The organism is Rubrivirga litoralis, assembly GCF_031846415.1.
GTDB lineage: Bacteria > Bacteroidota > Rhodothermia > Rhodothermales > Rubricoccaceae > Rubrivirga > Rubrivirga litoralis.
This window is the reverse complement of the sequence record NZ_JAVRHT010000010.1, coordinates 22454-49006: the sequence shown is the minus strand read 5'-3', so window position 1 is coordinate 49006 and position 26553 is coordinate 22454. Positions and strand designations below refer to the sequence as shown.

At 75.6% G+C, this 26553-nt stretch carries 19 protein-coding genes and 1 tRNA gene; 15 read left to right on the top strand and 5 right to left on the bottom strand.

The features are described from left to right. The first annotated feature begins 426 nt into the window (after nt 1–426). From RM540_RS05905 to RM540_RS05875, 7 genes are all read left to right on the top strand, one after another. On the top strand, nt 427–3906 hold the full coding sequence (locus tag RM540_RS05905; RefSeq protein ID WP_311662622.1) for an exodeoxyribonuclease V subunit gamma: 3480 nt from the start codon (nt 427–429) through the stop codon (nt 3904–3906). Nucleotides 3907–4448: 542 nt separating this feature from the next. After that, a complete protein-coding gene (recB, locus tag RM540_RS05900) occupies nt 4449–8117 on the top strand; it encodes an exodeoxyribonuclease V subunit beta (RefSeq protein WP_311662621.1) in 3669 nt (1222 codons plus the stop codon). 131 nt (nt 8118–8248) lie between these two features. Further along, on the top strand, nt 8249–8680 hold the full coding sequence (locus RM540_RS05895) for a PIN domain-containing protein (RefSeq protein ID WP_311662620.1): 432 nt from the start codon (nt 8249–8251) through the stop codon (nt 8678–8680). A gap of 24 nt (nt 8681–8704) precedes the next feature. Next, entirely contained in the window at nt 8705–8941 is a 237-nt protein-coding gene (locus RM540_RS05890) for a toxin-antitoxin system HicB family antitoxin (RefSeq protein ID WP_311662619.1), read from the top strand. Nucleotides 8942–8983: 42 nt separating this feature from the next. Then, complete coding sequence (gene recD / locus RM540_RS05885; RefSeq protein WP_311662618.1) at nt 8984–10849, top strand: exodeoxyribonuclease V subunit alpha; 1866 nt, start codon at nt 8984–8986, stop codon at nt 10847–10849. 60 nt (nt 10850–10909) lie between these two features. After that, the gene (locus tag RM540_RS05880; RefSeq protein ID WP_311662617.1) at nt 10910–11116 is read left to right on the top strand and encodes a DUF433 domain-containing protein; all 207 of its coding nucleotides are present in this window, start codon (nt 10910–10912) and stop codon (nt 11114–11116) included. Then, nucleotides 11113–11433, top strand: coding sequence for a DUF5615 family PIN-like protein (locus RM540_RS05875; RefSeq protein WP_311662616.1), 321 nt, complete (start codon nt 11113–11115; stop codon nt 11431–11433). The genes RM540_RS05880 and RM540_RS05875 overlap by 4 nt, the downstream gene beginning before the upstream one ends. Before the next feature lie 17 nt (nt 11434–11450). Here the strand turns inward: RM540_RS05875 and RM540_RS05870 are convergent, their stop codons facing one another. The 4 genes from RM540_RS05870 to RM540_RS05855 form a co-directional block, all read right to left on the bottom strand. Beyond that, the gene (locus RM540_RS05870) at nt 11451–13049 is read right to left on the bottom strand and encodes a glycerol-3-phosphate dehydrogenase/oxidase (protein ID WP_311662615.1); all 1599 of its coding nucleotides are present in this window, start codon (nt 13047–13049) and stop codon (nt 11451–11453) included. Between the two features lie 262 nt (nt 13050–13311). Continuing rightward, nucleotides 13312–14805: a glycerol kinase GlpK gene (gene glpK / locus RM540_RS05865; protein ID WP_311662614.1), complete on the bottom strand. Its 1494-nt coding sequence runs from the start codon at nt 14803–14805 to the stop codon at nt 13312–13314. 142 nt (nt 14806–14947) lie between these two features. Continuing rightward, nucleotides 14948–15023: transfer RNA gene (locus RM540_RS05860), tRNA-Gln, on the bottom strand. A gap of 53 nt (nt 15024–15076) precedes the next feature. After that, entirely contained in the window at nt 15077–15919 is an 843-nt protein-coding gene (locus RM540_RS05855; protein ID WP_311662613.1) for a lysophospholipid acyltransferase family protein, read from the bottom strand. A gap of 54 nt (nt 15920–15973) precedes the next feature. Between RM540_RS05855 and RM540_RS05850 the strand changes: the two genes are divergently transcribed. From RM540_RS05850 to RM540_RS05815, 8 genes are all read left to right on the top strand, one after another. Beyond that, nucleotides 15974–16660 (top strand): hypothetical protein, encoded by a 687-nt coding sequence (locus tag RM540_RS05850; protein ID WP_311662612.1) that lies wholly within the window; start codon nt 15974–15976, stop codon nt 16658–16660. A 56-nt stretch (nt 16661–16716) separates the two neighbouring features. Beyond that, entirely contained in the window at nt 16717–18060 is a 1344-nt protein-coding gene (locus RM540_RS05845; RefSeq protein ID WP_311662611.1) for a Fic family protein, read from the top strand. Further along, nucleotides 18057–19202 (top strand): bifunctional diaminohydroxyphosphoribosylaminopyrimidine deaminase/5-amino-6-(5-phosphoribosylamino)uracil reductase RibD, encoded by a 1146-nt coding sequence (ribD, locus tag RM540_RS05840; RefSeq protein ID WP_311662610.1) that lies wholly within the window; start codon nt 18057–18059, stop codon nt 19200–19202. The genes RM540_RS05845 and ribD overlap by 4 nt, the downstream gene beginning before the upstream one ends. A gap of 95 nt (nt 19203–19297) precedes the next feature. Continuing rightward, entirely contained in the window at nt 19298–19999 is a 702-nt protein-coding gene (locus RM540_RS05835; RefSeq protein WP_311662609.1) for a riboflavin synthase, read from the top strand. Between the two features lie 491 nt (nt 20000–20490). After that, entirely contained in the window at nt 20491–22008 is a 1518-nt protein-coding gene (miaB, locus tag RM540_RS05830) for a tRNA (N6-isopentenyl adenosine(37)-C2)-methylthiotransferase MiaB (RefSeq protein ID WP_311662608.1), read from the top strand. 10 nt (nt 22009–22018) lie between these two features. Continuing rightward, the gene (locus RM540_RS05825; protein WP_311662607.1) at nt 22019–22399 is read left to right on the top strand and encodes a hypothetical protein; all 381 of its coding nucleotides are present in this window, start codon (nt 22019–22021) and stop codon (nt 22397–22399) included. A gap of 140 nt (nt 22400–22539) precedes the next feature. After that, complete coding sequence (locus RM540_RS05820) at nt 22540–23466, top strand: cell division protein FtsX (protein WP_311662606.1); 927 nt, start codon at nt 22540–22542, stop codon at nt 23464–23466. Nucleotides 23467–23587: 121 nt separating this feature from the next. Beyond that, nucleotides 23588–25324 (top strand): vWA domain-containing protein, encoded by a 1737-nt coding sequence (locus RM540_RS05815; protein ID WP_311662605.1) that lies wholly within the window; start codon nt 23588–23590, stop codon nt 25322–25324. A 95-nt stretch (nt 25325–25419) separates the two neighbouring features. On the opposite strand, the gene RM540_RS05810 is transcribed toward RM540_RS05815, so the two are convergent. Continuing rightward, nucleotides 25420–26526, bottom strand: a complete 1107-nt coding sequence (locus RM540_RS05810; RefSeq protein ID WP_349256299.1) for a DmpA family aminopeptidase — start codon at nt 26524–26526, stop codon at nt 25420–25422. Nucleotides 26527–26553: the final 27 nt, after the last annotated feature.

Genomic DNA, 26553 nt, shown 5'->3' with positions numbered 1-26553 from the left:
CTCCTGCGGCGGGTTCGTGGGGCGGGGCGGGCGGAACGCGGTGCCCCCGGGCGGCGGGTGCGGGCGGGGCGGTCTGGACGTGCGCCGGCCCGCCCGGTGCGACCCGCCCACCGGCGGGCACCCGTAGGGACACGACTCGTCGTGTCCGGGGCGAGCGGGGCGGTTCGGTCAGGCGCCGCCCCGCCCGTGCCAGGCGCCTCGGCCGCGGGCGCCGTGCCCGAGGTGCGGGCGACCGCCGGTCGCCCCTACGACGTCCGCCCCGCCCGGGCGCCGCGGCCCGACGGCGTTGCATGCAACGCCGCTACGTCGGCCTCACCGCCCACGCATGGGCGGGGTGGTGCATTCTGCCCGCTGCCCACTGCCCGACGCTTCGGGCGGGGCGGGGTGGTTTGTAGCTTGCCGCTCCGCCCGTTTCCCCCCGCCCCTGTGGCCCCGCCCGGCCTCTCCGTCGTCACCGCCCCCGGCCTCGGCCCGCTGTTCGAGCGGCTGGCGGCGACGCTGGAGGCCGCCCCGCTCCCGCCGCTCCAGCGCGAGACGGTCGTCGTGTCGCGGAACGCCGGGCTGCGGGCGTGGCTCACGCACGCGCTCGCCGAGCGGCTGGGGTGCGCGGCGTCGCTCGACCTGCCCGCCGTCGTGGGCCTGGTCGACCGCCTCGCCGGGACGCACCAGGGCGACCAGCCGTTCGAGGCCGGCCCGCTCGCGTGGCGCCTCGCTCCGATTCTGGAGGCTCTCGACGGCGACCCCGTCACCGCCCCGCTCCGGTCGTACCTCGACAAGACGGGCCAGACGATGCCGCTGGCGTCGCGCCTCGCGCGCCTGTTCGACGATTATCAGGTGTACCGGCCCGACGTGCTCGCAGCCTGGGCCGAGGGCGCCGATCCGGTCCCTGGCTTCGCGCACGGGGCGTGGCAGGCGGCGCTCTGGCGGGCGCTGCTCGCGGACGGCCTGGAGCACCGCGGGCTCCTGCTCGACCGGCTCCGCGCCCAGCTCGACCGCCCCGCCCCGCGGCTCGCGCTGCCGCCGCGGATCTCGGTCTTCGGCGGCCTCGTGCTGCCGCCGGTCTACGCCGGGATGCTCGCCGCGCTCGCGCGCCACGTCCCGGTCACGGTCTACGCCGTCACGCCCGGACACGAGCCGACGACGGAGCCGCACGCACACCCGCTGCTCCGCGCCCTCGCCGGCCGCACGCGCGACTTCTGGAGCGTCCAGGCCGAGCTGGGGGCGCCGGCGCCCGAGCGGCTGGCCGCCCAGCCCGAGGGCGGGGCGGGGCGGGCAAGTCCCCCTCCTGGCCAGGAGGGGCTAGGGGTGGTGGACCGGGTGGGCGCCCCGTCTCCGTTCGCCGCCGACGGGCGGGGCGGGACTTTCCCCTCCCCCCGACGGGGGGAGGCCGGGAGGGGGGGCGACCGCCCCGCCCCTACCGACGTCTGTCCCCCACCCCAGCCCTCCCCCGGTGGGGGAGGGGGACCTCGGACAGCCGCGGCCGCCCCGCTCGCGGCGCTCGACCAACTGCGCGCCGCGCTCGGCGCCGACGCCCCGCCCGCGGCGCCCGTCCCGCTCGACCCCGCCGACCGGTCGGTCCGCGTCCACGACTGCCACTCGCCGCGGCGCGAGCTGGAGGCGCTCCGCGACGCGCTCCTCGACGCCTTTGCCGACGTGCCCGGGCTGCGGCCGTCGGACGTGCTCGTCGTCGTCCCCGACCTCGCCGTCTACGCCCCGCTCGTCGACGCCGTGTTCGAGGCCGAAAGCGCGACCGGCGACGGGGGCGGGGCGGTGGTCCGGCTCCCGGTCCACGTCGTGAACCACCCGCACGCGCCGGCGCTCCGTGTGGTCGAGGCGTTCCGCAAGGCGCTCCGCATGCACGACGGGCGCGTGACGGCGTCGGAGCTGCTCGACCTGCTGGGCTACCCCGTCGTACGGCAGGCGGCCGGCATCCGCGAGGATGAGCTCCCGCGGCTCCGGGCGTGGGTGAAAGAGGCCGGCGTGTGCTGGGGGCTCACCGGCGAGCGCAAAGAGCGGTTCGGGCTCCCGGCCGACGACCTCCACACGTGGCGCTACGGGCTCGACCGGCTCCTCCTCGGCGTCATGACGGGCGGACCCGACGCGGGCGGGGCGGGGGAGGACGCCGCGGGCGGGGCGGAGGGCGGGGCGGGCCTCGTCCTCGGGCACGCCGCCTGCGACGCGGCCGGGCTCGACGGCGCCGACCTCTTGGGCCGGTTCTGCGAGTGGGCCGAGGCCCTGTTCTCGGCGCTCGGCGCCATCGACCGCCCCGCCCCGCTCGCTGAGTGGCCGGGGCACCTGCTCCGGTTCCTCGACGGCGTGTTCGCGGCCGAGGCCGAGGAGGAGGTCGAGGCCGTCGTGTTCCTGCGCGGCCTCGCCGCCGACCTCGCCGGGCTGGACGAGCTGGCATCGTCGCCCGGGGCGGACGTCCCGTTCCGCGTGGTCCGCGCGCACCTGGACGGCGCGGCCGGTTCGTTCGAGCAGCGCGAGGCCGTCCTCACGGGGCGCATCACCGTCGCCGACCCGCTCGTGCTCCGCCACGCCCCGTTCCGCGTCGTCGCGTTCCTGGGCTTGGGCGACGGCGTGTGGCCGCGGCCCGAGACGCCGGCCGGGTTCGACCTGCTCGCCCAGCACCCGCACCCGGGCGACGCCTCGCCGCGGGCGACCGAAAAGCAGCTGTTCGTCGACGCCGTGCTGGCCGCAGGCGACCGCCTCGTCCTGTCCTACGTCGGCCGGTCCGAGAAGGACAACGCCGAGCGCGCCGCCTCGGTCTGCCTCGACGCCTTCCTCGACGCCTGCGACCTCCACTGGGGGCCGGCGGGGCGCGCGCAGTTCGTGGTCCGCCACCGGCTCCAGCCGTTTGCCGAGAGCTACTTCGACCGTGCCGGCCCGACGAGCTACGCCGGCCAGCACCTCGTGGCGCGCGGCGCAGCCGCCCCGCCCCGCCCGTACCACGACGGCGGCCCGCTCCCCGACGAGGACGACGCGGGTGAGGTGACGCTCGCCGACCTCGCCGCGGCGTGGACGAACCCGAGCCAGTTCGCCGTCCGCCGCCGGCTGAAGGTGTCGCTGGACCTGGAGGAGGACGCCGTGCGCGACGACGAGCCGGTGACGCTGGGCGGGCTTGAGCGGTGGCGCGTCCGCGAGGCGGTCGTCGAGGGCGCGCTGGGCGGGTTGAGCGATGCCGATCTGGAGGCGCTCCTGCTCCGCGGCGGCCTGCTTCCGGGCGGGGCGCCCGGCGCCGCGCTCCTCCGCCGGATCCGCGCCGAGGCCGCCCCGGTCGTCGACGCCGTCCGCGCGTGGGGGCCGACGGAGCCGCGCGCGGTCGAGGTCGACGTCGCCGGCACGCGCGTCGTGGGGACCGTCCCGCACCTGGGCGAGCGGGGCGCGCTCCGCTACCGGGCCGGCGCCGTCCGCCCGCGGCACCTCGTGGCGTCCTGGCTCGACCACCTCGCGCTGTGCGCGGTCGAGGGCGGGGCGGGCAGGTCGTGCACGGTCGGCATCGACGGGACGGCCCACTTCGAGTCGGTCCCCGCCCGTGAGGCGCGGGCGCTCCTCGGCGCGCTCGCCAAGGGCTACCACCAGGCGCGGGCGGGGCGGCTCCCGGTCTACGAGCGCGCCTCGCACGCCTACGCCGACAAGCTCTCCTCGCGCGACCTGGCCGACTACGCGGGCCGCGTGGTCGAGGGCCGCCGCTCCCGGTCGTTCCGGCCGGCGACGGGCGCCGTCATCGCCGCGCGCAAGGCGTTCGACCCGTGGGGCGACGCCCGCGGCGACCGCGACGACGCCTACGTCGCGCTCGCGACGCGCGGCCGCGACCCGTTCGAGCGCGAGGAGCCGTTCGCCAAGTGGTCGCTCGCGCTGTGGGCGCCGCTCCTCCACGCCCGCCGCGAGGGCGTCCCGTCGTGAGCCAGCGGTCCCTGTTCGACGGCCCGCCCCCCGAGGGCGCCGCCCCGCCCGGCGGCGAGGCCGGCGGCGACGGCGCGGCCGCCCCGCCCGTCAGCGAGGGCGGGGCGGGGGACGAGATGGGCGCAGGTGCTGAGCCGACTCCAGAAGGGCGGGGCGGAGACAGTCCCCCTCCTGGACAGGAGGGGCTAGGGGTGGTGGAGGAGTCGAGCACGGCGTCCCGACCTGCCGCTGACGGACGGGGCGGGGTGGACCCCTCACCCCAGCCCTCCCCCGGTGGGGGAGGGGGACTCCGAACAGGTGCCGCCGCCCCGCCCGAGGCCGCCCCGCCCGAGGCTCCCCCCGCTTCCCCGCCGGTCGCTTCGCTCCCAGGCAGGAAAGCTGTCCCCCTCACGCGTGAGGGGGACAGTCCGAGCGCCCGTGAGCGGCGGCGGAGCCGGAGCGATGGGCGGGGGGACGGGGGGAGCGAGCGGGCAGAAGCGGCCGCCCCAGACCGCCTCGCCCCGCCCCAGCCGCCCGAGCGGGGCGGGGCGGCCCTGTCCCTCGTGCCCCGCCCGGGCGGGGCGGCCGACGTGCCGCCCTTCGAGTACTGGGCCACGCCCGTCGAGCCCGGGCGGACGCTCGTCGAGGCGAGTGCCGGGACCGGTAAGACGTTCGCCATCGCCGGGCTCGTGCTCCGCCTCGTGCTGGAGGGCGAGTGGCTGGGCGCGGCGCCCGACCTCCGCCGGCTGCTCGTGGTCACGTTCACGAACGCGGCGACCGACGAGCTGAGGACGCGCGTGCGCGCGGCGCTCCGGCAGGCGCTCGCCGTCGCGCGTGGGCAGGTCGAACCCGACGACCTTACGCGGCCGCTCGCCGAGCTCCTCGCCCGCGACGGCGCGGAGGGCCGGCTGCTCGCCGCGCTCGACCGCGTGGACGAGGCCGGCATCTTCACGATCCACGGGTTCTGCCGGCGCGTGCTGGAGCAGGCCGCGTTCGAGAGCGGGACGCCGTTCGACCTGGACTTTGTCGAGGACGCCGACAGCGCCGCCCTCCGCGCGCGCGCCGCCGCCGACGCCTGGGCACGGCTCACGCACGCGAACCCGCTCCTGACGGCGCTCGCGCTCCACCACGGCCGGACGCCCGACGCCCTCGTCGCCCACCACGCGGCCGTCGCCGACTTCCCGCACGTCCGCGTGCTGCCCGAGGCGCCGGACCTGGACGCCGCGCTCGACGCGCTCGCCGAGGCCCGCGCCGCGCTCGACGCCGCCTGGGACGCCGACGCCGTGGGCGCGCTCCTCGGTGCCCTCGACTGGAACCAGGACGCCCCGCTCGATGGGCCGGGCGGGGCGGACGTCCTCCGCCGCGTGGCGGCGTTCGCGGGCGGGGCGGAGCCGGACGCGATCGCGGCCGTCGCCTTGTGCACAGCCGAGGCGGTCCAGAAAAAGGCGACGACGCGGAGCAAGGCGCAGAAGGCGGCCGTCGCGGCGGCCCTGGCCCACCCCGCCCTCGCCGCGTGCGAGGCGGTCATGGAGGCCGCGCGGGCCGTCGACCTCGCGTTCGTCCGCCGGTTCATCGTCGAGGTGGAGGACCAGATCGAGGCGATCAAGGAGCGGCGCGGGCAGCTCACGTTCGGCGACCTCATCACGCGGCTCCACGACGCGCTCCACGACCGCGCGACCGGCCCGGCGCTCGCCGAGACGATCGGCCGCCAGTTCTCGGTCGCCCTCATCGACGAGTTCCAGGACACCGACCCGCTCCAGTACGCCATCTTCAAGACGGCGTTTGCGGGCCGCCCGCTGTACTTCGTCGGCGACCCGAAGCAGGCCATCTACGCCTTCCGCGGCGCCGACGTCCACGCCTACCTGGGCGCGCAGCGCGAGGCCGACCGCCGGTTCACGCTGGGCACCAACTGGCGCAGCGCGGCCGGCCTGGTCGACGCCGTCAACGCCGTCTTTGCGCGGCCCGAGCGGGCGTTCCTGTTCGACGACATCCCGTTCCGGCCCGTCCAGGCCGCGCGCCGCGAGCCCGCGTTGCAGGACGGCGGAGCCACCCCGCCCCTCGTGTGGTGGCCGATGCCGACGAAGGAGGACGGCAAGCCGATGGGGAAGGGGGCCGTGCAGGCGGAGATCCCGGCGTTCGTGGCCGCCGAAGTGCGCCGGCTGCTGGCCGAGGCCCGGCTGGGCGATCGCGCGCTGGAGCCCGGCGACATCGCCGTGCTCGTCCCCACGCGGTTCCAGGCGAACGACGTGCAAGCGGCGCTCCAAGGCGTCGGCGTGCCGTCGGTCGTGTCGCGGTCGAACGACGTCCGCGACAGCGCGGCGATGGCCGACGTCGAGCTCGTGCTCCGCGCCGTGCTCCGGGCGGGCGACGAGCGCGCGCGCCGGGCCGCGCTCTCGACCGAGCTCTGGGGGTGGACCGCCCGCGAGATCGCCGGCCTCGACGACGACCCCGAGACCGACGCGGCCGTCGCGGGGCGGCTCCGCGAGTGGCAGCGGATGTGGCGGCGGGGCGGCGTGCTCGGCGTGCTCGTCGCCTTCCAGGAGGCCGAGGGCGTGCTCGACCGGCTGCTCGCCCGGCCCGACGGCGAGCGCTGGGCGACCGACCTCCGCCACACGGCCGAGCTCCTCCACGAGATCGAGCGGGCCGGCGCGCGCTCGCCCGACGACCTCCTGCACTGGCTCCGCCACCGGACGGAGCAGGCGCTGCCCTCGCGCGGCATGAAGGAGCTGCGGCTGGAGCGCGACGCGGCGGCCGTCACGATTACCACGCACCACAACGCGAAGGGGCTGGAGTACGAGGTCGTGTTCCTCCCGTACCTCTGGGCCGTCAGCGAGCGGGCGTACAAGCGGCAGGACCCGGTGCTCGCGCGGACGCCAGACGGCGTCGTCTACGACCTGGGCTCGCCCGAGGCCGACGACCACGACCGGCTCCGCCAGGCCGACGCGCTCGCCGAGGGCGTCCGCACGGCGTACGTGGCGCTGACGCGCGCGCGCGAGCGGTGCTACGTGGTCTGGGGGCCGGTCACGTCGTGGCGCACGCGGGTCGACAACGTGTCCAGCCTGGGCTACCTCTTGTGCGGCCACGACGCCGAGCGGGGCGGCGGCCTGGCCGACCACGTCGAGGCGGCCCGCAAACGCGCGGCGCAGGACGACGTGCTCGCCCCGCTCCACGCGCTCGACCCGACCGGCCGGCTCATGGCCGTCGTCGACCCGCCCTCGCTCGACGACGCCGCCCCGCCCGCCCCGCCCGCCGCCGCGCGGGGCGGGGCGGCGCTCGCGCTCCCGGACGACGCGCGGCGGCGGCTGGACTCGCCCTGGAAGCGGGCCTCGTTTACGGCATGGACGGCCGGGCGCGACGCGGACGGGCGGGGCGGCGGGCTCGCGGCGTCGGACGAGCCGGCCGCCCCGCCCGAGGCCCGCGCCGACGCCGAGCCGACCGGCCTCCACGCCTTCGCCGCCGGCGCCGGCCCGGGCACGTGCCTCCACGAAGTCCTCCAGTACGCCAAGTGGGGGGACGACGAGGACGCCGCCGAGGCCAACCGCGAGACGGTCGCCCGGCGCCTGGAGCGGCACGGGCTGGCTCTGCCGCGACGCCACCGCGCGCGCATCGACCCGGCGGCCGAGGTCCTGGCCCTCGTCGAGCGCGTGGCGACCGCCCCGCTCCTGGGCGGGGTGGCGCTCCGAGACGTGGAGGCGGCGGCGCTCGCGCCCGAGTGGGACTTCACCCTGCCCCTCGCGCGCGTGGCGCCGGGCGCCCTCGCCGACGTGTTCCGCTCCCACGGCGCCGCGCCCTTTGGGGCCGACTACGCGGACGCCCTCTCGCGCCTCTCGCCGGCCGCCGTCGACGGCTTCCTCGTAGGCTCGGCCGACCTCGTGGCGTTGGCCGACGACCGCTGGTGGGTGGTCGACTGGAAAAGCAACCGGCTGGGCGCGGACGCCTCGGCCTATGCGCCCGACGCGCTCCAGGCGACCATGCTGGAGCACCACTACGGCCTCCAACTCCACCTCTACACGCTGGGCCTCCACCGCTACCTCCGCTCGCGTCTGGGCGCGGCCTACGCCTACGAGACGCACGTGGGCGGGGCGGCGTACGCGTTCCTGCGCGGACTGGGCGGGGCGGCCACCCCGCCCGACGACGCGGACGACGCAGGGCGGGGCGGGGCGGCGGGGCTGTTCCGGCACCGGCCGTCGGCGGCGCTCGTGGAGGCGCTGGACGGGCTGCTAGCGGGGTAGAGCGGGGGCGAACGGATCGAGTGTTGCGGAGCCTCGCGAAGCGCCGAACCCGTTGAGGCTACGGTCCCGCTGCCCTTCGGCTGTGTAGCTGGTCCCGTTGCGCGGCGGGCGGCTCCGTATTCTGGCGGCCGATGAGTCGTCCGCCCCAGATCGTCATCGACACGAACGTCGTCGTCGCGGCCCAACGGTCAGGGCGCGGGGCCTCGTCGCTCCTCCTCTCGCTTATCGGGACCGGCGCGTTCGACATCCACCTCTCGGTCCCGCTCGCGTTCGAGTACGAGGCCGTCCTGACCCGCCAGCGGAAGGAGATCGGGCTGTCTCGGCGCGATGTGGACGACGTAGTGGACTCGCTGTGTGCCCTGGCCGTCCCCCATCGGATCTACTTCCTGTGGCGGCCGTACCTCCGGGACCCGGACGACGAACACGTCCTCGAGCTCGCCGTGGCCGCCGGGTGCGACTACGTCGTGACCTACAACCGGACCGACTTTGCCGGGGCTGAGCGGTTCGGCGTCAGCGTGGCCGACCCGAAGGAGCTCCTCCGGGAGATCGGCGCGATACCTTAACCGTTCCACTCGCCCTCCCGCGCCATGAGCACGCTGAGCCTGAACATCCCGCGCTCGCTCCAGGAGCAAGCCGAGGCGCTGGCGGCCCGAGAGGGCGTCTCCGTCGGGGAGCTCGCTACGCTCGCGCTCGCGGAGAAGGTGGCGTCGGTGGCGACGGTGGACTACCTGGCCGAGCGGGCAAAGCGGGGGGGGCGGGAAAAGCTGCTGGCGGTGCTGGCGAAGGCGCCGGACGTGGAGCCGGAGGCGCACGACCGGCTGTAGGTACCCGGGGGCGTAGACCCCGCCCCGCCCGCACCCCGCCCTATGCGTAGGCTCCCGCACGCCGTCGCCGACGCGCTCGACCGGCTCGCCGAGGCCGAGGCCGCCGCGCCCATCGACCTCGCGCTCGGGCGGATGGTCGCTGGCCTCGACGCCGAGCACGGCGCGCCCGACGCCGACCGCGCGCGGGCGCTCGCGCTCTCGACGGCCCTCGTCAGCCGCGCGCGGCGCGACGGCCACAGCGCTGTCGCCCTGGGCGAGCACGCCGGCCTCCCGTTCCCCGAGGACGAGCACGCGCCCGCTTCCGCAGGGCGGGGCGGGCGCGGCCTGCCGATCCTCCCCGCTCTCGACGCGTGGCGCGCACACCTGGAGGCGAGCCCGGCCGTCGGAGCGGCCGCGGGCGGGGCGGCCCCGCTCGTCCTCGACCGCGACCGGCTCGCGCTGCGCCGGTTCGTCGACGCCGAGCGGCGGACGGCCGCGGCCGTGCTCGCGCGCGTCGGCCCGGCGCTCGCCGCCCCGCCCGCGGCGGCCGCCGAGGCGTTCGGGGCGCTGTTCCCGCCGCGCGCGGATGGAGCGCTGGACCGGCAGGCGCTGGCCGCCGCCGCCGCGCTCCGCCAGCGCGTCCTGCTGGTGGCCGGCGGGCCGGGCACGGGCAAGACCTACACGGCGACCCGCATCCTCGCCCTCCTGCGCGCCGCTCAGCCCGACCTCCGCGTCGCGCTCGCCGCGCCGACGGGGAAGGCCGCGGCCCGCCTGAGCGAGAGCCTCGCGGGTGGCGTCGCTGACCTGGGTGAGCGCGGCGCCGGCCTGCCGACCGAGGCCGTCACGCTGCACCGGCTGCTCGGGGCGCACCCCGAACGCGCCGGCTTTCGCCACGACGCGCGCGCACCGCTCCCCCACGACCTCGTGCTCGTCGACGAGGGCTCAATGGTGGACCTGCCGCTGTTCGACGCCTTGCTCGCGGCGCTCCGCCCCGAGGCCCGGCTCGTCGTCCTGGGCGACCCGGACCAGCTCCCGCCGGTCGAGGTCGGCTCCACGTTCGCCGACCTGTGCGCGGCCGGCACCGGCCCCGCCCCGCCCGGGCTGGACGCGTTTTGCGGCGCGCTCGGCCTGGGCGGGGTGGAAGCAGATCCCGACGCCGCCCCGCTCGCCGCGTCGGTCGTGGCGCTCACCGAGAGCCGCCGGTTTACGGCCGACTCCGACGTGGGCGTGTTCGCCGTCGCCGTCCGCGACGGAGACGCGGGCGGGGCGGTGGCCGCGCTCCGGGACCGCCCCGCCCTGGACTTGGTGGAGGACGACCCTGCCGGGGCCGCCGTCGCCTGGGCGGGGCGGTTCGCGCCGGACGTGGTGACGGCGGAGACGCCGGAGGCGGCGCTAGAGGCGCTCGGCCGGTTCCGCTTGTTGGCGGCCGTCCGCCGAGGGCCGCGCGGGGTCGAGGGGCTGAACGAGACGGTCGAGCGGGCGCTGCGCCAGGCGGGGCACGTCCGGTGGAGCCCGTACGGCGACCGCCTCTACCCGGGCCGCCCGCTCCTCGTGACCCAGAACGACCGGACGACCGGCCTCGCGAACGGCGATGTCGGCGTGCTGTGGCGCGTCGAGAACCGCGACGTGGTCGTCTTCCCCGACCGCGAGCCCATCGCCTTCGAGCGCCTCCCCGCCCACGAGCCGGCGTGGGCGCTGACGGTCCACAAAAGCCAGGGGTCCGAGTTCGACGCCGTCGGCGTGGTCCTGCCCGAGCCGGGCACGCGCGGGGCCGCGTTCGTCTCGCGGCGGCTCCTCTACACGGCCGCCACGCGTGCCCGGGGCGGGGTGGTCGTCTTTGGCGACGCCGACGCCGTCGAGCGGGCCGTGGCGACGGACGCGCCCCGCGCGTCGGGGCTGGCGGAGCGGCTGGGCGGGGCGGCGGACTAGGGCGGGGCGGAGCACGAGGGCGTGGCGCCGTACGTTGGCTTACGCCCCACCCACGGACCGATGGACCGCGCCGACGTCTACCACTCCGACCCCGAAATCCTCGGCGGCACGCCTGTGTTTACCGGAACCCGCGTGCCCATCGACACGCTCCTCGTCTATCTGCGCAAGGGGAAGCGGATTGAGGACTTCCGCGACGACTTTCCGACGGTCACGCGCGACCAAGCGGAGGCCTTGCTTGAGCTGGCGGGGCGGGAGCTGGCCGCGTGATCCGGGTCCTCCTCGACGAAAACGTGCCGCGCAAGCTGAAGCGGCATCTGGAGGCCGAGGCGGTGACCGTGCCGGAGCGCGGGTGGGGCGGGGTCAAGAACGGGCGGCTGCTCCACCTCGCCGCGGCCGAGTTCGACGTGTTGCTCACGATGGACCGGGGCATTGAGCACCAGCAGAACCTGAGCGGGATCGACCTCTGTCTCATCGTGCTCTCGGCGGCGAGCAATGACATCGACGACCTGCTTCCGCTCGTCCCGTCCATCAACGCGGCGTTCCCTCGCGTTGCGCCCGAGCGGGTGATCTCCGTCTCACGGTAGTCGCCGCCCCGCCCCGCTCACCCCGCCCCGCCCGCGTCGTCCGGCACGAGGTAGCCCTCGGCGAGCGCCGTGTAGGCCGCGACCTGCTCGCGCTCCCAGTCGCCGTCGCGGTCTAGCTCCTCGGCCAGGAGCGCCGCCACGCGCGGGGCCATCTCGATGCTCGCGCGGGCGTCCAAGAGCAGCTCGCGCGTCCGCCGCGAGAGGACGTCCTCGACCGTCCGCGCCATCTCGTGGCGGGCCGCCCACACGACCTGCCCCGCGCGGACCGGCCGGGCGGGGTGGAGCCGCTCACCGAGGGCGGGGTGGTCGTCCATCAGCGCCTGGAGCAACGGAGCGTCGGACCCGTAGGCGGCGAGGTCGCCCGCCCCGCCCGCCTCCGCCCCGCCCGCCCCGCCCGCGCCGTGGATGGGCAGGTCCGCGGTGGGGCAGGGCCGCTCGGGGAGGCCGGCGAGGACGGCCGCCTGGTCGACCGTGTCCTCGGCCATCTTGCGGTAGGTCGTCCACTTGCCGCCGGTGATCGTGACCAGGCCGGAGTCGGCGATGTGGAGGACGTGGTCGCGCGAGAGCGCCGCCGTCCCGCCTTCGGCCGACGGGTCGGCGACGAGCGGGCGGAGGCCGGCGAACACGCTCTTGACGTCGGCCGGCGACGGGTCGCGCGTGAGGTAGCGGGCGGCGTGGCGGAGCAGGAAGTTGAGTTCTTCAGGGAGCGCGCGCGGCTCGGCCGCGGCGCCGTCGACCAGTGTGTCGGTCGTCCCCACGACGACCACGTCGCGCCAGGGGATCGCGAAGAGGACGCGGCCGTCGTCGGTCTTCGGCACCATGATGGCGCTGTCGCCGGGCAGGAAGCTCCGGTCGAGCACGATGTGGACGCCCTGGCTGGCCTGGACCATGGGCGGGGCGGCGGCGTCGTCCATGTGCCGCACGCGGTCGGTCCACACGCCGGTCGCGTTGACGACGACGCGGGCCGGAATCGTGACCGTCTCGCCCGTCTCGCCGTCACGGGCGACGACGCCCGTCACCTCGACACCGTCCTTGGTCAACCCCGTGACCTCGCAGTACGTGAGGATTGCCGCCCCCTGCTCGGCCGCCGTCTGCGCCATGTTGACCGCGAGGCGGGCGTCGTCGAACTGGCCGTCGTAGTAGACCACGCCGCCGTCCAGCCCGTCGGGCTCGATCGTCGGGAGGCGCTCCAGCGTCTCCTCGCGCGAGAGCCGGCGGCTCCGCCCGAACCCCGACCGCCCCGCCATGAGGTCGTACACCTTCATGCCGATCCCGTAGAACGGCCCCTCCCACCACGCGTAGTTCGGGACCACGAACGCGAGGTCGTGGACGAGGTGCGGGGCGTTCTTGAGGAGTGTGCCCCGCTCCTTCAGCGCCTCCAGCACGAGCGACACGTTCCCCTGCCGGAGGTACCGGACGCCGCCGTGGACCAGCTTGGTCGAGCGGCTGGACGTGCCCTTGGCGAGGTCGTCGCGCTCCAGGAGCAGCGTCTTGTAGCCCCGGGCCGCGGCGTCGATGGCGCAGCCCAGCCCGGTCGCCCCACCCCCGACGACGACGATGTCCCAGGGCTCGGTGGCCTCGTCGATGGCGCGGCGGGCGGTGTCTCGGTCCAGCATGTGGGGGCGGGGTGGGGGCGGGGTGGCCCGTACGTCGGGCGGGGCGGGGTGGTCCGGGCGTGGGGCGGGCGCCGCCCCGCCCTCGGTGGCCGCCCCAACATCCGTCCCCCTCCCCGGCCCTCCCCCGGTGGGGGAGGGAGACTCCTTGTAAACAACTAGGCTGCCCCGCCCACGGCACCACGGGCGGGGCGGGGTGGATGTGCCCGGTCCGGGGATGCCGAGGAGGCGACCGTACCGAGTACCCTGTACCTCGTACCCGCCGTCAAGCTGCGGCCCACCCGCGCGCGCGGTCGAGCGCGCGGCCCCACCCCGCCCGGCGGTCGGCGGCCTCGTCGGGGGAGATGGCCGGCTCGAAGCGGCGGTCGAGCTGCCACTGCGCGTCGACCTCGTCCTCGGTCCAGAACCCGACGGCGAGGCCGGCCAGGAGGGCCGCCCCCAGCGCCGTCGTCTCCGTCACGGCGGGGCGGACGACGGGGACCTGGAGGAGGTCGGCCTGGATCTGCATCAGGAGGTCGTTGGACGCCGCCCCGCCGTCGACGCGGAGCTCGGAGACGGCGAGGCCGGCGTCGGCCTCCATCGCGTCGAGCACGTCGGCCACCTGGAAGGCGATGCCGTCGAGCGTGGCGCGGGCGACGTGCGCCGCCGTAGTGCCGCGCGTGAGACCGAGGAGCGTGCCGCGCGCGTCGGCGTCCCAGTGCGGCGCGCCGAGCCCGGTGAACGCCGGGACGAGGACGACGCCGTCGGCGTGCTCGACCCGCCGCGCGAGGGCCTCGACCTCGGACGCCGAGCGGATGATCCCGAGCCCGTCGCGGAGCCACTGCACGGCGGCGCCGGCCACGAAGACGCTGCCCTCGAGCGCGTACTGGGCGGGGCGGTCGCCGCGCCGCCACGCGACCGTCGTGAGCAGGTTGTTCGCCGACGCGACCGCCTCCCCGCCCGTGTTCATCAGCAGAAAGCAGCCCGTGCCGTAGGTGTTTTTCGCGAGCCCCGGCGCCGTGCACCGCTGGCCGAACGTGGCCGCCTGCTGGTCGCCCGCGATGCCGGCGACAGGGACCTCGGCCGAGAGCAGCGCCCCGCTCGTGCGCGCGTAGACCTCGGACGACGACCGGACCTCGGGGAGCATCGACCGCGGCACGTCGAGGAGCGCGAGCAGGTCGTCGTCCCAGTCGCCCGTGTGGAGGTTGAAGAAGAGCGTCCGGCAGGCGTTGGTCACGTCCGTCAGGTGCTCCGCCCCGCCCGTGAGGTTCCACACGAGCCAGCTGTCGACGGTCCCGAAGGCGAGGTGCCCGGCCTCGGCGGCCTCGCGGGCGCCGTCGACGTGGTCGAGGATCCAGCGGACCTTGGTGCCCGAGAAGTAGCTGTCGAGGACGAGCCCGGTCTTCTCGCGGACCGTCGCCTCGTGTCCCGCCTCCCTCAGCGCGTCGCAGAGCGGGGCGGTCCGCCGGTCCTGCCACACAATCGCGCGGTGGACGGGCTGGCCGGTCCGCCGGTCCCACACGACGACCGTCTCGCGCTGGTTCGTGATCCCGACTGCCGCGAGGTCGCTCGGGGCCACGCCCGCGCGCGTGAGCACCTCGGCGGCCACGCCGGCCTGCGACGACCACAGCTCGGTCGGGTCGTGCTCGACCCAGCCGGGCCGCGGGAAGTGCTGCTCGATCTCCTTTTGCGCGGTCCCGGCGATCCGCCCCGCCCGGTCGAACAGGATGGCGCGGGACGAGGTCGTGCCCTGGTCGAGGGCGAGGACGTGCGTGGGCATGGGGGCTCGGGTACGGGGTGCGCGGTACAGGGTACTCGCCGGCCGGCCGCCCCGCCTACACCGCCGTGCCCGGCGCCTTCGGAAACCCGCCGCCCCGCCCGAACGCAGCGGCGGCCCCCCGCTTAGGTGCGAGGGGCCGCCGTGGCTGCCCGACAAGGAATCGAACCTTGAACCTCCAGATCCAGAAACTGGCGCTCTGCCAATTGAGCTATCGGGCAGGGTCTCCGCCGGAGCGGAGGACCGGAAACGTACGGCGCCGACCGGCCGCGGATCAACCGCGCGGGGCGGGGTGGGGCGTCTCCACCCTGTTTTCGATCTCCGCCCCGCCCGCGCCCTGCGCGCCCGCGGCGCCGAGGGCGGGGCGGGCCAGGGCGTCGACCGCGTCCGGCGGCCGCTCGCGCCACGCGGCGATCTGGTCGAGGATCATCCCGCGCACGCGCTCGCGGAGCGCCGGCACGTCGGCCTCGGTCAAGCCCTCGGTGGGGACCGGCGGGAGCACGGCGAGGCGCACGTCGGCGCGGCCGAACGTCCACCCGTGCTTGGGGATCGCGTCCATCGTGCCGTCGATGGCCAGCGGGAGCACGGGGACGCCAGCCTGCACGGCGAGCGAGAACGCGCCGTCGTAGAACCGCTTGAGCCGGCCGTCTCGGGAGCGCGTGCCCTCGGCGAAGAACATGACCGAGCAGCCCTGGGCCAGCACGCGCCGCGCGCGCAGCACGACGGCCGACCGGCTGTTCGGATCGCGGCGGTCGACGGGGATGTCCTCGGCCATCCGCTGGAGCCACCCCATGACCGGCACGCGGAACAGCTCGGCCTTCGTCACCCACTTCATCTCCCACGGGAGCTTCGAGATCACGGGGATGTCGGCCAGCGACTGGTGGTTGGAGACGACGACGTACGGGTGGCGGAGCGCGGCCGGGTCGACGCCGCCGACCCGGACTGACCACGCCGGGTTGATGCTCGGGACGAGCGCGCCGAGGTCGCGGAACGCGCGCCCGGTGCGGACGCGGGCCGGCGTCCGGTCGAACAGGCGGATGACGGCGATGACGGGGAGCGCGAGGAGGACGAGGACGGCGATCGCGGCCCACGTCAGGACGGACTGTACGGCTTTCATGCGGGCGGGGTGGGGCGGCTGGAACGCAGCACCGTCGCCGACGATTCCCCCCGCATGGACGTCGTCAAAGTGTTCGTCGAGGAGCCCACGGGCCTGGAAGTCGTCGCCGCGGACGCCGACCCCGACGCCCGACGCCGCGGCGCCGGCTTGGGCTCGCTCGACGCGCTCCTCGGCCGCCCCGCCCCGCCCTACGCCCGCGCCTACCTCGCCGGCACCGACTTGAGCGCCGCCCCGCCCCGCGTCGGCCTGACGGCGCTGGCGGAGCCGTCGGCCTGGCTCTCCCCGCTCCTCGCCTGGGCCGGCGACCGCCCGTGGACCCACCTCGGCGCCGACGGGCGGGGCGGGGCGGTGAGCGCAGACGAGGCGGCCGCCGCCCTCCGGGCGCCCGCCGGCGCGCTCGCGCTCGCGCTCGGCGACGTCCCCCTCGACGCGCTCGCCGAGGCGGCGGCAGGCGGGGCGGGCGGGGTGGAGCGCCGGGAGGCCCTCCACGCCCTCCGCCGCGTGCTCGCCGCCGAGGGCGGGGCGGCCCTGTTCCCCGAACCCGCCCACGACGGCTGGGACTGGAGCGTGTTCGCGCGGCGCCCGCTCGACGGCCCGCTCCGCGAGGCGTTCGCGCGCCACCCCGCCCCGCCCGGCGTGCGGCGGTTCGTGGCGCCGTACCGGCGCGCGCGCGGCGAGCACACGTTCTACTTCGAACAGTGGGCGCTCGACCCGCCGCCGGAGTGGGCGGAGGCGGTGTAGACGGCGCCATCTATCAGTTGATAGTAGATTGATAGATAGCTGATAAGCTACCCCGGATGAAGCTCCCCACCCCGCCCCCGGCCCGCGCCGACATGTATTCGGCCGTCTTCCAGCGGTTGGAGCCGGGCGGGGCGGCGCTCGCCGCGTTCACGCGCGAGATGGAGAAGGGGCCTGCCCCTGGTGGCAAGTACCGTCATTGGGACAGTCTCCGGCACGTCCCGTCCCCCAAGGGACTCCGCGCAGAGGATGTGTGGGCCGCGCGGAAGATGGCTCGGATGGGACTCTACCGTATGGTTCCCCTTCTCGACAAGCGGGGCGAGCCGTTCCGGTATGCCCTCGTGGATCCTGTCTTGGAGCGGCTCCACCGGATCGACCGAGACGCTGCAGGGCGCATTGCGCTTCCCGAGCGGACAGCGACGGAGGGCGAGCGGGATCGGTACCTCATGCGGTCGCTCCGCGAGGAGGCCATCGCGTCGAGTCAACTCGAAGGCGCGTCCACGACGCGGCGCGTGGCGAAGGAGATGCTGCGGACGGGCCGGGCTCCGCGGACGCGGTCGGAGCAGATGATCCTCAACAACTACCGCGCGATGGAGTCCGTCCGAGAGCGCGTCGACGAGCCGCTCACGCCGGACGTCGTTACAGACCTCCACCGGGTCGTGACCGAGGGGACGCTCGACGGCAGCGGCCCCTTCCGCCAGGCCGGCGACGGGATCGCGGTGTACGACGATCAGGACCAGCTTCTTCATGCCCCGCCGCCGCCGGACCAGATCGCGGAGCGGCTGGAGCGGATGTGCGCGTTCGCCAACGAGGCTGAGACCGGGGTCTTTCTCCACCCCGCCCTCAAGTCAATCCTCCTCCACTTCTGGCTCGCCTACGATCACCCGTTCGTGGACGGGAACGGGCGGACGGCTCGGGCGCTCTTCTACTGGTCGATGCTGCGCGAGGGGTTCTGGCTGGCTGAGTTCCTGTCGATCTCGACGGTTATCAAGCGGGCGCCAGCGCGGTACGCGAAGTCGTTCCTCTACACGGAGACGGACGACAACGACCTCACCTACTTCATCCTCGCACAGCTCCGCGTGATCGAGCTGGCCGTTCAGGAGCTAGGCGAGCACCTCGAACAGAAGTCCCGCGAGGTCCAGGAGGCCCGTGCGCTCCTTCGGCCGACGGTAGACTTGAACCACCGGCAACTCGCGCTGCTCAGCCACGCCATCCGCCGCCCCGATGCGGCGTACACGATCGCGTCGCACCGGCGGAGCCACGACGTGGCCTACGCGACGGCGCGGGCTGATCTCCTCGACCTCGCGGCCCGCGGCCTCCTCGACAAGCGGAAGCAGGGGCGCGCCTTCGTGTTCACCGTCCCCGCCGACTTGGCAGACCGGCTCAAGAGCCTCGACGCATGACGACCGACGACGACCGCTGGATGGATCGCGCGCTCGCGCTCGCCGCACGGGGCGCCGGCGCCGTCAGCCCCAACCCTCTTGTCGGCGCCGTCGTGGTCAGCCCGGGCGGGGCGGTCTGGGGGGAGGGCTGGCACGGCGCCTGGGGCGGACCGCACGCCGAGGTCTGGGCCGTCCGCGACGCGGAGCGGAACGGGTACGGCGACCGGCTGACGGAGGCGACGCTTTACGTCACGCTCGAACCGTGCAGCCACACCGGCAAAACGCCGCCGTGCACCAGTCTCGTCCTCGACCGCGGATTCCGGCGCGTCGTCGTGGCCCACGAGGACCCGTTCCCGGCCGTGGTGGGGCGGGGCGTCCGGCGGCTCCGCGCGGCCGGCGTCGACGTGGCGGTCGGGGTCCGCGAGCGGGCGGCGCGGCGGTTGAACGAGGCGTTCCTCACGCACGTTCGCACGGGGCGCCCGCTCGTGACGCTCAAGACGGCGGCGACGCTGGACGGGCAGGTGGCCGCGGCGTCGGGCGACAGCCGCTGGGTGACGGGCCGCCCTGCCCGGGCGCTCGTCCACCGGATGCGGGCCGACGCCGACGCCGTCCTCGTGGGCGCCGGCACGGCGCACGCTGACGACCCGGCGCTGACGGTGCGCGCCGCGCCGCTCGGGCCGGGTCAGCGGCAGCCGCTCCGCGTCGTCCTCGACCGCGCAGGCGCGCTGCCGCCCGGGCTCGCCCTGTTCACCGACGGCGCCGCGCCCACCGTCGCCCTCGTCTCCGACGGCGCCGCCCCGCCCTACGCCGACGCGCTCCGGCGCGCGGGCGGGGCGGTGCTCCGCGTGCCCGAGCGGGGCGGCCACCTCGACCTGGGCGCCGCGCTCGACGCGCTCGGGGGCGGGGCGGACCTGCCCAACGGCGTGCGCCCGGTGCAGTCGCTGCTCGTCGAGGCCGGGCCGGGGCTGGCGACGGCGCTTCTGGCCGCCGACCTCGCCGACCGCGTCTGCTGGTTCGTCGCCCCCAAGCTCCTCGGCGCCGGCACGCCGGCCCTGGGCAGCCTCGGGGCGGGGCGGATGGCGGACGCGCTCGCGTTCGAGGACGCGGTGTGGGAGACGGTGGGCGACGACGTTCTCCTCCGGGGCTACCGCCGCGCGGTGTAAGGACCGCCCCGCCCGCTCTCGTCTATGTGTCGCGCGGGCGGGGCGGTTGGGTCGTGCCCGCCGCCCCGCCCGTCCGCCCCGCCCGACGGCGTTGCATGCAACGCCGCGACGGCCGCCCCGCCCACACCGAGGGCGGGGTGGCGCATCTGCTGCCCCCACCACCCCGCCCCATCATGTTTACCGGAATCGTCGAAGAGGTCGGCCAGATCGACGCCGTCACCCCGCTCGCGGGGGGGAAGCGGCTGCGCGTCGCGTGCTCGTTCGCGGACGAGTTGCGCGTGGACGAGAGCGTCGCCGTCGACGGCGCGTGCTTGACGGTCGTGGCGCAGGACGGCGCGGGCTTCGAGGCCGTCGCCGTCGAGGAGACGCTGGCGAAGACGGCGCTCGGCGACCGCCGCGCGGGCGACGGCGTGAACCTGGAGCGGGCGCTCCGTCTGCCGGCCCGGCTCGACGGCCACCTCGTGCAGGGCCACGTCGACGCGACGGGAACGGTCGAGGCCGTCGACGCGCTCGGCGACTCGCACCTCGTCCGCATCGCCTACCCCGAGCGGTTCGCCGACAACCTGATCCCGGTCGGCTCCGTCACCGTCGACGGTGTTTCGCTGACGGTCGCGCGGCTGGACGAGCCGGCGGGGACGTTCGCCGTCGCCGTCATCCCGCACACCTGGCAGAAGACGTCGGCGGGGCGGTGGCGGGTCGGGCAGGCCGTGAACCTGGAGTTCGACCTCGTCGGCAAGTACGTGCTCCGCTCGACGCGGCGGCAGGACGAAACGGCAGGGCGCGAGCGGCAGGCGTAAAGCTCCGTGAAGACGGAACGGCAGGGCGCGCTAGGGGAAACTCTCAGCGGCCCCTGGGGCACTCGGGCAAGTAGCCCGCCTGTCCCTGACAGAAGGGGCAGATGGCCGCCGGTGGCACGCACCGTGCAGGGGACTCCCGCACCATCACATGCCCCCAGACGCATGACCGCCTCCTCTCTCCATTCTGCCCGTCTCGCGAGTCCGTCCGCCCTTCTGATCCGCCTCGGCGCCGTCTCGGCCGCTCTCGTCAGCCTCATGATGTTCTAGCTCGGCCTGCCCGAGCGCCCGTCTGTCGGGCGGTCCCGTCTCGGCTCCACCCCACCCTTTGGGTCCGCCCCGTTTTGTGGGCGGCACATCTCGGAGCCCCGGACCGTCGTCGGTCCACCCGCCGCCTGGCTTCTGCCGCCCCGCCCCGCCCTCACCGGCAGGGCGGGGCGGCGCTGCGTGGGGCCGTCCCGTAGCTTCGCCGCACATCCGACACACACCCGGTCATGCAGCCCATCGCCGACCTCGACGTGCTCCCCGACGCCGTCGCCCCCGTCTCGTCCGCCCCCGACACGGCGGGTACCCTCGACCTCCCGCGCCCGGTGGCGGGGCGGGGCGGGACGAACGGCCGGGCCGTCTACATCGAGACCTACGGGTGCCAGATGAACGTGGCCGACTCCGAGCTCGTGGCGTCGATCCTGAGCGGGGCGGGGTACGCGATTGCGAGCGACGAGATGGACGCCGACGTCGTGCTCCTCAACACGTGCGCGATCCGCGAGAAGGCGGAGGACCGCGTGCGCGGGCGGCTCACGCACGTCCGCGCGCGGAAAGAGCGGCAGGCGGCCGAGGGCGGGGCGGCCCTCCAGATCGGCGTGCTCGGCTGCATGGCCGAGCGCCTGCGGTCGAAGCTGCTGGAGCAGGAGCGGCTGGTCGACCTCGTGGTCGGGCCGGACGCCTACCGCGACCTGCCGCGGCTGCTGGCCGAGAGCGAGGCGACGGGCCAGGCCGCCGTCAACGTCCAGCTCTCGCGCGAGGAGACCTACGCCGACCTCGCGCCGGTCCGCCTGGACTCGAACGGCGTGAGCGCGTTCGTGTCCATCATGCGCGGGTGCGACAACATGTGCGCCTTCTGCGTGGTCCCGTTCACGCGCGGCCGCGAGCGGAGCCGGCCGGTCGCCTCGATCCTGTCCGAGGTCGGCCAGCTTGTCGACGCGGGCTACAAGGAGGTGACGGTCCTCGGCCAGAACGTGAACTCGTACCGGGTCGACCAGGGCGGGGCGCCCGTCGACTTTGCCGAACTGCTGTACCGGATCTCGCTGCTCTCGCCGGAGCTCCGCATCCGGTACTCGACGAGCCACCCGAAGGACTGCTCCGACGAGCTCCTGCACGTCCACCGCGAGCGGCCGACGGTCTGCGACTTTATCCACCTCCCGGTCCAGCACGGGAACACCGACGTGCTGGCGCGGATGCGGCGGACGTACACGCGCGAGCACTACCTGGACCTGGTGGAGCGCGCCCGCGCGATCGTCCCCGGCGTCTCACTCTCGACCGACATCATCGCCGGGTTCTGCGGCGAGACCGACGCCGAGCACGCCGATACGCTCTCGCTCATGGAGGCCGTCCGCTACGACCACGCCTTCACGTTCGCCTACTCGGAGCGGCCCGACACCTACGCCGCGCGCAAGTACGCCGACGACGTGCCCGACAGCGTCAAGCGCGCGCGGCTGTCCGAGATCGTCGCGCTCCAGCGCGAGCACGCGCTCGCCAGCCACACCGCCCGCGTGGGCCGCGAGGAGGTCGTGCTCGTCGAGGGCACGTCGAAGCGGTCCGACGCGCAGCTCCGCGGGCGGACGGACACGAGCCACATGGTCGTCTTCGACCGCCCCGCTGGCCTGGAGCGCGGCGACTACGCCGTCGTCCGCGTCGACGACTGCACGAGCGCGACGCTGCTCGGCACGTTCGTGCGCAAAACGACGCTGGCGGCCGAGACCGCCCCGCCCGTGGCCGTGGGCGGGGTGGCGTAGGGGCGTGTCCGTGAGCCGCCGCGCGCCCGACGCCGCCCCGCTCGTCGGGGACGTGCGGCCCCGGTTCGCGGCCGAGCTCGGACGGCTGCTCGCCGCGTCCGGCTTGCCGGAGCTGGCGGCGCAGGTGCGCGGCCTTCGTCTCGTCGGTCGGTGCCGGTGCGGGCAGACCGACTGCGCCACGTTCCACGTCGTCACGGCCCGGTCCGCCCCGCCCAACCCGGCGTATCGACGATTGGAGTCCGACAGCCTGGACTTGGAGGCCCGGGGCGGGGTGGTCGTCGTGGACGTGGAGGGCGGCCGGCTCCAGACGGTCGAGGTGCTCGGCTGGCCCCGCGTAAAGGAGGAGCTGGACGCCGTGCTCCCGGCCAGCCGCGGACGCCTTCCCACGTAACCGCCCCGCTCGCTTCGAGCGGGGCGGGGCGGGCGTCTTCGGCTCGGCCAGACCGCCCCGCCCATGCGCTCCGACGGGCGGGGCAGCGGCATCATCCGCTCGCCGCTCGCTACCTTCCGCCGTCTTCCCCCCAGACGCCCGTGGCCCTCTCCTACACGCTCCGCGAGGGGCTCGCCGGCTTCCGCCGCGCCAAGCTTGCGACGGCCGCCAGCGTGGCCGCTCTCGCCATCGCCCTCGTCCTCATCGGGATCGTCGCCCTGCTCGCGTGGCAGTGGCAGGCCGTGTCCGAGACGCTCCGCCAGCGGGCGTCCGAGGCCGAGGTGTTTCTGGACGAGGCCGCCGACGCCGAAGTCGCCGCCAACCTGGGCGACCGGCTCCGCGCGGCGCCCGGGGTCGATTCGGTGCGGTTCGTGTCGCACGAGGAGGCCGCCGAGATCTTCCGTGAGGCGTTCGGCGAGGGCGCCGAGATCTTCGACGACGCCCAGTTCTTGCCCGCCAGCTACCGCGTGCGCCTGGGCGCCGATTGGGCCGCGCCGGACAGCCTGGCGCGATTCGCCGAGGAGGTCACGTCGTGGGCGCCGGTCGAGGACGTGGCCTACGATCGGGCGTCGGTCGAGGCCATCGAGCGCAACCGGCGCGTGTTCTCCGGCATCGGCGCCGCCGTCGCGCTCCTCGTGGTCCTGGCCGCGCTGCTCCTCGTCGGCAACACGGTCCGCCTGTCGATCTACGCCCGGCGGATGCTGATCCGCACGATGAAGCTGGTGGGCGCGACGAACGGCTTTATCCGCCGGCCCTTCCTGATCGAGGGCGCGGCGCAGGGGCTCGCGGCCGGGCTCGTCGCCGGCGCCGTGCTGTGGACGCTCTACGGGCTCCTCCTCCGGTGGCTCGGGGCGGCCGACGTCGCCGCGGGCGGCCCCGAAGCGGGCGGGGTGGCGACGGCCGTCGGGTGGCCGGGGGGGACCCCGCTGCTGGCCGTCGGCGCCGTCGTCGCGCTGGGCGTGCTGCTTGGGTTCCTGGCGTCGACCGTCGCCGTGCGCCGGTTTATCCGGCAGGTCCGCCTCGCGTAGGACCGCCCCGCCCATGCGCTGGGCGGGGTGGGGGAGAGGCCGCCGGGCGGGGCGGCGTGACCTGGAGGGCAACGGCGGCGGCTTAGCGGTGTCTCGGGACCACCCCGCCCACGCATCCGCTATGATCCGCCCGCTCGTTTTGCTCGTGCTCGCCCTCGTCCTGGCTGCGTGCGGGACGTCCCACCCGCCGCAGGAGACGCCCGACGCCGCCGAAGTCGACCACGTCAGCGGCGGGGCCGTGGCGGCCGACATGGTGGGCGCCCCGGCGGCGGCCCCCGCCCCGCCCCAGGCCCGGGGCATGGCCTACACTGCCCCGCTCAGCGCCGGCGGGCAGCCGATGCGCGCGCCCGACCGGGACTACAACCGCGAGGGCTACGCGCCGATCGACGAGGCCGGCTTCAAGACCGTCGCGGCCACCCCGCTCTCGACGTTCTCGATCGACGTCGACCGCGCGAGCTACGCCAACACGCGGCGGTTCCTCGAAGACGGCCGGCTCCCGCCGCCCGACGCCGTCCGCATCGAGGAGCTCGTGAACGCGTTCGACTACGGCCTGCCCGGGCCGGCGGCCGACGGGCGGGGCGGGCACCCGTTCGCCGTGACGACGGAGGTGACCGAGGCGCCGTGGGCGCCCGACCACCACCTCGTCCGCATCGGGCTCCAGGGGCGGCGCGTCGAGACCGACGACCTCCCGCCGGCCAACCTCGTCTTCCTCCTCGACGTGAGCGGGTCGATGAGCGCGCCCGACAAGCTCCCGCTGCTCCAGCGCGCGTTCCGACTCCTCGTGCGCGAGATGCGGCCGCAGGACCGCGTGGCGATCGTCGTCTACGCCGGCGCCTCGGGCGTCGTGCTGGAGCCCACGCCGGGGACCGAGAAGGGCCGCATCCTGGCCGCGCTCGACCGGCTCCAGGCGGGCGGGGCGACGGGCGGCGCCGAGGGCCTCCGCCTCGCGTACCGGGTTGCCCGCGAGCACTTCGACGCCGGCGCCACGAACCGCGTGGTCCTGGCCACCGACGGCGACTTCAACGTGGGCGTCTCGTCGGACGCCGAGATGAAGCGGCTCGTGGAGCAGGAGCGCGAGGGCGGGGTGATGCTGTCGGTGCTCGGGTTCGGGACCGGCAACCTCCAGGACTCGAAGATGGAGACGCTGGCCGATCACGGCAACGGCAACTACGCCTACATCGACGGCGTCCGCGAGGCCGAGCGCGTGTTCGTCCGCGAGTTCGGGGGCACGCTCTTCGCCATTGCCAAGGACGTCAAGCTCCAGGTCGAGTTCAACCCGGCGCGCGTGGCGGGCTACCGGCTGATCGGGTACGAGAACCGGACGCTCGCGGCCGAGGACTTCAACGACGACCGCAAGGACGCCGGCGAGCTAGGCGCGGGCCACACCGTCACCGCGCTCTACGAGGTCGTCCCGGTCGGCGTCGCGGTGCCGTCGGCGGGGGTCGACGCGCTCAAGTACCAGGCGCCGCGCGAGTCCGTGCGTCCCGACCGCCCCGCCCGGTCCGGCGAGTGGCTGACGGTCAGCCTCCGCTACAAGCCGGCGACGACCGCCGGCACCTTCGCCGACGAGAGCGTCCGCCTCGCGGTCCCGGTCGCGGGCGGGGTGGTGCCGCTCGCGCAGGCGTCCGAGGCCGGGCGCTGGGCGGTCGCCGTGACCGAGGCCGGCCTCCTGCTCCGGCGGAGCGACCACGCCCCGGGCGCGAGCTACGACCACGCCCTCGCGCTCGCGCGGGCGGCCCGCGGCGCCGACCCGCACGGCGACCGCGCCGAGTTCGTCCGCCTCGTCGAGACGGCCGCCGCGCTCGCGGCGACCGAGGGCGGGGCGGGGACCGGCGGCGAGGTTACGCTCCGCGACTGAACCCAACGGCGGGAGGACGCGCGTTCCGCCCCGCCCGCTCGAAGCGAGGGCGGGGCGGTGGACGCGCCGGCGCAACGCGGCCACCCCGCCCCCGGCTAGCGGTCCCCGCCCGGTGGGAGCGAGCGGTCCCAGCCGCGGACGCCGTACGCGTCGAGCACCTCCAGCACGCGGTCCAGCGGGAGCGCCTCGACCGTGCCCCGGTGCCCCGCTACCGTCGTCGCCCGGAACAGGGAGTTGTAGACGGCCTCCTCCGTCGCCTCGGCGACCGCCTGGAAAAGGGGCGACATGGCGCTGTTGGGAACGAGGGGCTCGCCGCTCCGGGCCGTCGAGAACGCGATGACGTAGTCGCCCGAGCCGTTGGTGAGGCTCGCGCCGGTCCGCGCGAGGCCAGCCAGCGCCCGCGACGCGAGGCGCTCCAGCAGGCGGGCATCGAGGGCCGCGTCGGTGGCGACGACGATCATGATGCTGCCGTCGGCGCTCTCGCCGAGCCCGCTCTGGAAGGCGAACGGCCCCAACTCCCGCCCGACGGGCGCCCCGTTGACCGTGAGCACGCCGCCAAAGTTGGACTGCACGAGGACGCCCACCGTGCCGCCCCCGAGCGCCGGCGGCACGGCGCGAGAGCTGGTCCCGATGCCGCCCTTCCAGCCGAAGGCGACGGTGCCGGTGCCCGCGCCGACCGCGCCCTCGGCGACCGCCCCGCCCGAGGCGGCCGCGAGCGCCTCGGCCACGTGCTCCGGGCGAATGGGGCGGCGGCGGATGTCGTTCAGGAACCCGTCGTTCGTCTCGCCCACGACCGGGTTGATCGACCGGACCTCCTCCATGCCCGGCGCCGCCAGCAGGAGGTCGACGAGCGCGTCGGCCGCCGTCCAGACGCAGAGCGTGCACGTCAGGAGGATGGGCGTCTCGATCTCGCCCAACTCGCGGACCTGCGTCACCCCGAGCAGCTTTCCGTACCCGTTCCCGACGACGATGGCCGCCGGCACCGGCTCGCGGTACACGTTGCCGCCGTGGGGCAGGAGGGCCGTCACGCCGGTCCGCACCGAGTCGCCCTCGACGACGGTGGCGTGGCCCACGCGCACGCCTGCGACGTCGGTGATCGCGTCGAGCGGCCCCGGCGGCAGGATGCCAACGACGACGCCGACGTCCCGCGCCCGTGGCCGCTCCGCCCCGCTCTGCGCGTGGGCAGCCGTCGCAGCGAGCAGGAGGGCGGCGGTCCAGACCGAGAGGCG